General features: G+C 71.0%; 7 protein-coding genes. 2 read left to right on the top strand and 5 right to left on the bottom strand.

The window, feature by feature from the left end:
* From yvcK to uvrC, 4 genes are all read right to left on the bottom strand, one after another.
* Window positions 1-567 (bottom strand): uridine diphosphate-N-acetylglucosamine-binding protein YvcK (yvcK, locus tag VGF64_02540; protein HEY1633608.1); only part of this gene is annotated, 567 nt, incomplete at its 3' end.
* Window positions 564-1,418, bottom strand: a complete 855-nt coding sequence (gene rapZ, locus VGF64_02535; protein ID HEY1633607.1) for an RNase adapter RapZ — start codon at window positions 1,416-1,418, stop codon at window positions 564-566. The genes yvcK and rapZ, both read right to left, overlap by 4 nt.
* On the bottom strand, window positions 1,415-2,176 hold the full coding sequence (locus VGF64_02530) for a class I SAM-dependent methyltransferase (GenBank protein ID HEY1633606.1): 762 nt from the start codon (window positions 2,174-2,176) through the stop codon (window positions 1,415-1,417). The genes rapZ and VGF64_02530 overlap by 4 nt, the downstream gene beginning before the upstream one ends.
* The gene (uvrC, locus tag VGF64_02525; protein HEY1633605.1) at window positions 2,173-4,077 is read right to left on the bottom strand and encodes an excinuclease ABC subunit UvrC; all 1,905 of its coding nucleotides are present in this window, start codon (window positions 4,075-4,077) and stop codon (window positions 2,173-2,175) included. The genes VGF64_02530 and uvrC overlap by 4 nt, the downstream gene beginning before the upstream one ends.
* A 56-nt stretch (window positions 4,078-4,133) precedes the next feature.
* Here uvrC and VGF64_02520 point away from each other — a divergent pair, with 56 nt between their 5' ends.
* Both VGF64_02520 and nadA read left to right on the top strand, forming a co-directional pair.
* Entirely contained in the window at window positions 4,134-6,356 is a 2,223-nt protein-coding gene (locus VGF64_02520) for an FUSC family protein (protein HEY1633604.1), read from the top strand.
* Between the two features lie 172 nt (window positions 6,357-6,528).
* Complete coding sequence (nadA, locus tag VGF64_02515) at window positions 6,529-7,641, top strand: quinolinate synthase NadA (protein ID HEY1633603.1); 1,113 nt, start codon at window positions 6,529-6,531, stop codon at window positions 7,639-7,641.
* A 15-nt stretch (window positions 7,642-7,656) separates the two neighbouring features.
* Here the strand turns inward: nadA and VGF64_02510 are convergent, their stop codons facing one another.
* On the bottom strand, window positions 7,657-7,980 hold the full coding sequence (locus tag VGF64_02510; GenBank protein HEY1633602.1) for a hypothetical protein: 324 nt from the start codon (window positions 7,978-7,980) through the stop codon (window positions 7,657-7,659).
* Between the last annotated feature and the right edge of the window lie 9 nt (window positions 7,981-7,989).

Below are 7,989 nucleotides of genomic sequence, written 5' to 3'. Positions count from 1 at the left end.
GACGCTGGTGTACAGGGAGCCCGGGCCGAGGACGATCTGGTCCGCTCGGGCCACGGCCTCCAGGGCGGCGGCGGGCGGCTCCGCATCGACCGGCACGAGCGAGACCCGGGCGATGTGTCCCGCGTTGGCCACCGCGACCTGGCCCTGCACCGCCCCACCGGCCGCGTCGGCCTTGAGCACGACGGGGACGGTCGTCGCCGGCAGGACGGTTCCGCCCGCCTCGACCAGGCGCCCGGCTTCCTTCACGGCGAACAGGAAATCGCCTGTGGAGGCAGCCAGGCCGGCGATGACGAGGTTGCCCAGGGCGTGGCCCTCGAGCTCTCCGGCGTCGAACCGGTGCTCGAACGCCTTCGACCACACCGATGGGGCGCTGAGCGCGACCAGGCACTTGCGCAGATCACCCGGCGGCGGCACCCCGAAGACGTCCCGCAGCCGACCGCTCGAACCCCCATCATCGGCCACCGAGACGATCGCCGTGATCCCGTCGCCGTAGCGACGCGTGGCTCGCAGGGTGGCAGCCAGCCCGTGGCCGCCACCGAGTGCCACCACGCGCGGTCGGGCGCTCATCGGTGCACATCCCGATGGTGGAGCGTCGGCTCGAAGCCCCGGCACTGGATCCGCTCGGCCAGCTCGTCGGCCAGCACGACCGACCGATGCTGGCCGCCGGTGCAGCCGACGGCAATCGTCAGGTAGGACTTTCCTTCCTTCACGTAGGCGGGGAGCAGGAGGCCGAACAGGTCGTCGACCTTCTCGATGAAGGCCGGGGTGTCGCACTGGCTCATGACGTAGTCCCGCACGGGTGGGTCGAGCCCGGTCAGCGGGCGCAGCTCCTCGATCCAGTGCGGGTTGGGGAGGAACCGGCAGTCGAACACCAGGTCCACGTCGAGGGGGACGCCATGTTTGAACCCGAACGAGACGACCGTGACCTGGAGCCCGGCGGCGTGGTCGTCCCGCTCGAACAGGTCGATGAGGCGACCACGGAGCTGGTGGATGTTGAGGTCGCTGGTGTCGACGACCACGTCGGCCTGGGCGAGGATCGGGTCGAGCATCCGCCGCTCCTGGGCGATGGACCCGATCACCCCCTCGGCCACCAGCGGATGGCGGCGACGGGTCCCTTCGAAGCGGCGCACGAGGACCTCCTCGGACGCGTCCAGGAACAGCAACCGGACCCGGTTCCCGGTCGAGCGGAGCGCCTCCAGGGCGGGCCCGACGTCCTCCAGGTACTCGCTGCCCCCCCGGCCCACGACGAGCGCCACCTTCTCGGTCTCCGATCCCGGCCCGCTGACGAGCTCGGCGACCTTGGTGATGAGCGCGGGCGGCATGTTGTCGATGACGAACCACCCGAGGTCTTCGAAGGTGGCGGCCGCCGTCGAACGGCCCGCGCCGGAAAGCCCGGTGATGATGAGGTAGTCGCTCATAGAGGCTCCCCCATTGTCACATCGCCGGGTCGATGGGGGAGCTTCTCGGCCAGAAGGAAGAGGAGCCGGGGGATCGTCGCCGCTTCGGCGTACTCCTCCGCCCGTGCCAGGAAGCCCGCGGGCGGGGCCGGCTCCTCCATGCGGACCACCAGCATCCCGTGGTCCACCAGCAGGTTCACGTACCGGGACAGGGGCCGGTGCACGAACGGCACGAAGACGCCTTTGTCCACCTCTTCCACGGAGCTGTCCTCGACGAGGTAGGGCCCGATGCGCCAGTACTGCTCACCGAGGATGTGGTCGTCGATCCATCCGCTGCCGGGGACCTGGAGCAGCGGGTGGTTCATGAGCAGGAGGAAGCGGCCGCCGGGCCGCAGGACCCGGCCCACCTCGGCGATTGTTTCGTCGAGCTCCTCGAGGTGCTCGAGGACGAGGCAGGCAACGGCGCTGTCGAAGCTGGCGGGGGCGAAAGGGAGGCTCGCCGCGGTGGCCCGAGCGTACAGAGGGCCACCACCGCGCCGTATGGCCTCCTCCAGCTGCGGCCACGTCGGGTCGACGCCCACCACCATCCGAGGACCCGCAGCCAGCCTGGCCACCTGCCCCTCTCCCGTGCCCACGTCGAGGACCCGCCCGGACTGCGGAAGGTGCTGCGAGACCAGCGGGAGGATCTGCTCGACGTACTCGGGATCGGCTCCAGCCGTGAAGGCGGTCTGCCACCAGCGGGCGCTCTGGGTCCACAGGTCGCTGTCGCTGGTGCTCATTGCGCAGCCACGGATGCGTCGCTGCGACGCGTGGATCCCGCCGGAAGATGCAGCTTGTCGTGCACGGCCCGGGCCACGTTGTCCGGGAGCCAGGGCAGGGCCAGCAGCGTCTCGAGCGGCGCCACCTGGACCGCCCGGACGCCGCCCAGCTCTCGCACCAGGCGACGCTTGCGCGTCGGTCCCAGGCCGGGGATGTCGTCGAGCACGCTCCGGGTCATCCGCCGACCCCGGAGCTTGCGGTGGTAGGAAACCGCGAAGCGGTGGGCCTCGTCGCGGACCCGCTGGAGGAGATAGAGCGCCTCGGATTGCCGTGGGATGCGGATGGGATCGGCCTGGCCGGGCACGAAGAGCTCCTCGAACTGCTTGGCCAGGGCCGCCACCGGGATCTCGTCGTCGAGCCCCAGCCGCTCGAGGACCCTGATGCCCACCTGGAGCTGGCCCTTGCCACCGTCGAGGAGCAGCAGCTGGGGTGGATAGGCGAAGCGACGTCGCCGGGCCCGCTCCCCCAGCGGCTCCTCCCGCTCGGCCAGCAGGGCCGTGAACCGTCGGGTGAGCACCTCCTCCATCGCCGCGTAGTCGTCGTTACCTTCGACCGTGCCGACCTTGAAGCGGCGGTAGTCGCTCGTCTTGGGGATGCCGTCCTCCATCACGACCATCGAGCCGACGTAGTCGCTGCCCTGGATGTGGCTCATGTCGAAGCACTCGATCCGCAGCGGTGCCTCGGGCAGGTCCAGGGCCTCCTGGAGCGCGTTGAGGGCGCGGGCCCGGCTGTTGTGATCGGCGCCCCGCCGCAGGCGGTGGCGAGTGAACTCCTCCCCCGCGTTGCGGGTCACCGTGTCGTGCAGGGCCCGCTTGTCGCCACGCTGGGGCACGCGCACGACGACCCTCGACCCCCGCAGCGACGCCAACCACGACTCGTACACGGCGAGGTCCTCGGGCACGTCGGGGACGAGGACCTCGCGGGGGATGTCCATGATCGCCTCGGCGTACAGCTGCTCCAGCACGTGGGCGATGAGCTGGTGCCGATCGAGGTCCTCGACCTTGTCCACGATGAGGCCCTTCCGCCCCACCACCCGGCCGCGCCGCACGTGGAACACCTGCACCGCCGCTTCGAGCTCGTCCTCGGCCACCCCGATGACGTCGAGGTCCTCGGGTCGCTCAGTGACCATCTGCTGCTTCTCGATGGCCTTGCGCACCGAGGTCAACCGGTCCCTGAGCCGGGCGGCCCGCTCGAACTCCAGCCCCTCGGCGGCCTCTGCCATCTGGGCCTCGAGCCGATGCACGATCGTCTCGGTGTCGCCGGCGAGGAAGTCGACCAGCTCACCCACGAGCCGGTCGTAGTCGGGCTTGTCGATCTCGCCCACGCACGGACCGGTGCACTTCTCGATGTGGTACATGAGACATGGGCGGCCGAGGCGCTGGTGATGCGCCAGCTTGTTGTCCGAGCACGTCCTGACCGGGAACGAGCGCAGCAGCAGATCGAGGGTCTCCCGGATGGCGTAGGCGTGGGCGTAGGGCCCGAAGTAACGGACGCCCTTTCGCTTGCGGCCCCGCATCACCATCGGCCTGGGCCACTCGTCATCGAGCGTGACGGCGAGGAAGGGGTAGCTCTTGTCGTCCCGGAGCCGGATGTTGAACCGTGGCCGGTGGGCCTTGATGAGGTTGTACTCCAGCATCAGGGCCTCGACGTCGTTGCGGACCTGGATCCACTCGACGCTCTCGGCGCTGAGGACCATCTGCGCCGTGCGCGGCGACAGGTTGGCCGGGTCCTGGAAGTAGCTCGCCAGCCGGTGGCGAATCGAGTGAGCCTTGCCTACGTAGATGACCCTGCCGTCGACGTCCTTGAACTGGTACGAGCCGGGGGCGTCAGGGATCGTCGCCGTGGGAGGCCGCTGCAACACGTCTCCAAAGTCTATGAGCAGCGGCTCATCGGGCGGCGCTGTAACCTCCAGCCGACGTGACGGCCCGTCAGCCCCGGGGGCTGCTCTGGAGCACGCTCTTCCGTGTCGAGCCGGGCCGTCCCGCCATCGGCTTGGGGCTGCGCGTGGCGTGCGAGATCGCCGTACCGCTGTTAATCGGCCTGGTGACCAACCGGGTGACGATCGGCTCGGCCGCGGCGTTGGGAGCCCTCAACGTGGGAATGGCCGACTCCGGCGGCCCCGAGCGGACCCGGGCGGTGGCCATGTCCGTCGCCGCTCTCGCCGACGCCGGCGCCTTCGCCCTCGGGATCACCGCCGCCAGCTCGCTGGGGGCCGCCGTGCCGCTCATGCTGGCCATCGCCTTCGCGGGGGGCCTCGTGACCATCTACGGCCGGGTGGCGAGCAACGTCGGCTTCGTGGTGACCGTGGTCTTCATCCTGGGCCTGGGCTTCCCGCCCGGGGCGTTGAGCGGGGCCCAGGCGCTGTGGGTCTCCCTCGCCGGCGGGGCGTGGGCGATGGTCCTCGCCCTGGGTCTGTGGCCCCTGCGTCCGTACGCGGCGGCCCAGAACGCCGTCGCCGGGTGCTACGTGGCCGTGGCCAGGCTGGTCGCGGAGACATGCTCGGCGGCGCCGACCGCGGGAGCGGTCACTCGGGCGTCGCGCGCCGCCAGGGAGGCTCTGGAAGACGCCGGCGCGACGGTACGGGCGACCCGCTTCGGGCGGGACGGCGAGAGCGCTCCGGGACGGGTGCTCGCCGCCCTCACGGAGGCGGCGGGCGCCCTGCTCAACGTCAGCGAGGGCCTGGCCGAGGAGCTGGTCGACCGCAGCCGGCTGGGCGATACGGCCACCCCGGTGCGTTCGGCAGGTGAGCGCGTGAGCCAGACGCTGCGCTCGGTCGGCAGCGCCGTGCGGGCCGGCGGCCGGCCCGACGTGACGGGGGCAGAGTCGGCAGTCCGGGACCTGGGCGAGGCGGTGAGCTCGCTCACCGATGGCGTGCTGCGGGGCGCCGGCGACGGCGGCGAGCTGGCAGCCCTGCGGCCGGTCAACAACTCCATGCAGCGCCTGCTGGACGGTCTGCGTGACGCCGCTTCCTTGGCCATCGACCTCCACGGCGCCCACCGGCTGGTCGGTTCCGCCAGACGGACGCGTCGCGAAGAAGAAAGCGGGCGACCGCCCCGCCTCGGCTGGTGGGTCGCCCTGACGAGCAACCTCACCCTGGACTCGGTCGCCTTCCGCCACGCCCTGCGCTACGCCACGCTGACGACGATCGGCGTGCTGATCTTCCGCGGCTTGAGCCTCCCCAGGGGCTACTGGGTCGCTCTCACGATCGCCGTGATCCTCAAGCCCTACGCCGGCGTCACGTTCCAGCGGACCCTCCTCCGGGTCGGGGGCACGATCCTCGGCGCCCTGCTGGCCGTCGCCATCACCGCCACGGTGACGAACGAGTGGGTCGCGGCGCTGCTGACCATCCCCCTGGCCCTCGTCGCCTTTTCGTTCCTGCCTCTCAACTACGGGCTCTGGGTGGTGTTCTTCACGCCCCTCGTCATCCTCCTGACCGAGGTCGGGCATCCCGGCCAGTGGACCCTCGCCGGCTGGCGGGTCGCGGACACCCTCATCGGCGCCGCCCTCGCCCTCGGCGGCAGCTACCTGCTGTGGCCGGACTCCTCTCGAGGGACCGACCAGCGTGAGCTGGGCGCGGCCATGATGGCGAACCGCGCCTATTTCTGCGCCGTCATGCGGCGGTACATCTGGCCGGGACCGACAACCGAGGGGCTGGACGAGCCCCACCGAAAGGCTGCCCTCGCCGCGGACAACGCCGAGGCCGACCTCCAGCGTCTCCTTGGCGAGCGGCCCGGGGGTGGAGCGCTCGTGGAGCAGTTCTGGTCCCTCGTGGGGGCCAACCGCAGGGTCTACAGCGCCGTGACGGCCCTCGAGGCCCACCTCGCCACGTTCACCGGGCGGCACCCGGTGCCCAGCCTGCCCGAGCTGTGCCGGCAACTCGACGCCGCGTTGAGCGAGCTGGCTGGCGCCCTCCGCCAGGGTCGCCCACCCGGCCCGCTCCCGGCCCTCGCGGACACCCTGGGCGCCCTCCAGGACCATCTGGCGGCGGTCAAGTTGGCTCGAGCCAAGGAGCGGTCGCCCGGTGACACGGCGCCAACCCCCCTCGTGGAGGAGGTGCGGGACGAGTCGCTCCTCGCGACCGAGGCCCAGCGCCTCGTCAGGGCGGTCGAGGCGATGCACTCAGCCGTGGCCGGCGACTGACCCGACGATCGGGACGGGGCCCCATATCGTTCGCCGTCCATCTACACTGCAGACCACGCCGGCCTGGTACTCCGGCGACATACCTCGCTTCGAGGCCGACAACCCCGCGGATGGGCGACCAGGCTGTCCCCGCCGGCCGCATTCGGAGCGCTCCCCAGAGAGGGGTTCCAACATGCTGCGACTCCAGACGCCGCTCCCCGAGCGCTATACGGGCGCGCCGCCAGAGGAGCTGGCCGAGCGGATCGAGACGGCCAAGGCCGGCCTCGGATCCAGGCTGCTCATCCTCGGGCACCATTACCAGCGGGACGAGGTGATGCGCTGGGCCGACGCCCGGGGTGACTCCTTCGGGCTGTCCCGCATCGCCGCCGACCGAGACGACGCCGAGTTCGTCGTCTTCTGCGGCGTCCATTTCATGGCCGAGTCGGCGGACATCCTCACCGGCGAGCACCAGGCGGTCCAGCTCCCCGATCTCAACGCCGGGTGCTCGATGGCCGATATGGCCGACGTCGAGTCGGTCGAAGAGGCGTGGGAGGAGCTGGCCACCGTCACCGACGTGGAGCGGATCGTCCCGATCACGTACATGAACTCCTCGGCGGCCCTCAAGGCCTTCGTCGGTCGCCAGGGCGGGGCCGTGTGCACGTCCTCGAACGCCCGGGCCGTGCTCACGTGGGCCCTCGGCCTGGACGGCTCCGAGCCGAGGGGTGACAAGGTCCTCTTCTTCCCGGACCAGCACCTCGGGCGCAACACGGGTCACCAGCTCGGCTTCAGCGAGGACGACATGCGGGTGTGGAACCCCCGGCGGCCTCTCGGCGGGCTGGAGGGCCCGGACGTGAAGGAGGCCACCTTCCTTCTTTGGAAGGGCCATTGCTCGGTGCACCAGCGCTTCCGGCCCGAGCATGTGGAGGCCTTCCGGGCCGAGCATCCCGACGGCGTGGTCATCGCCCATCCCGAGTGCGCCCGCGAGGTGGTGGAGCTCGCAGACCGGGTTGGCTCGACCGACTTCATCATCCGGGCCGTGGACGAGGTGCCGCCGGGCACTGCCGTCGCCGTGGCCACCGAGATCCACCTCGTCCAGCGCCTGGCCCACGAGCACCCCGATCTGTCCGTCGTCTCGCTCGACCCCCTGATCTGCCCGTGCTCGACCATGTTCCGCATCGATGACGCCCATCTGGCATGGGTGTTGGAGGGGCTAGTGGAGGGCGAGGTGCACAACCGCATCACCGTCGACCCCGAGACGGCCCGCTGGGCTCGGGTGGCGCTGGAGCGGATGCTCGAGATCGTGTAACGGCGCGACGACGACCTACAGGCCGCCGGAAGTGACCACGTAACTTCGTCCCCCCGGGGCCACGGACACCTGGACCGGCTGGACGGCGCCCGTGCTGAGGTGGACGCTGCAGGTGTAGTCGAGGCGCTGGCTGTTGGCGCAGGTCACCTGGGTCACCGTCGTGGCCGCCGGGAGGCCGGCCGTGCCGGTGGCCACCTTGTGCTGTGCCGAGTCGCGGATGGCCGATGCCAGGGTCGTGGGGTTGTTGAGCCGGCCACTGCCGCTGGAGCTGCCGCCACCACATCCCGCGACCACGGCTCCCCCGGCGGTGGCGGCGATTACTGCGAGGGCGACTCGCATGCCGCGACG

It is taken from the genome of Acidimicrobiales bacterium, from assembly GCA_036491125.1.
Classification (GTDB): Bacteria; Actinomycetota; Acidimicrobiia; order Acidimicrobiales; family AC-9; genus AC-9.
This window is presented reverse-complemented; position numbering and strand designations above follow the sequence as displayed.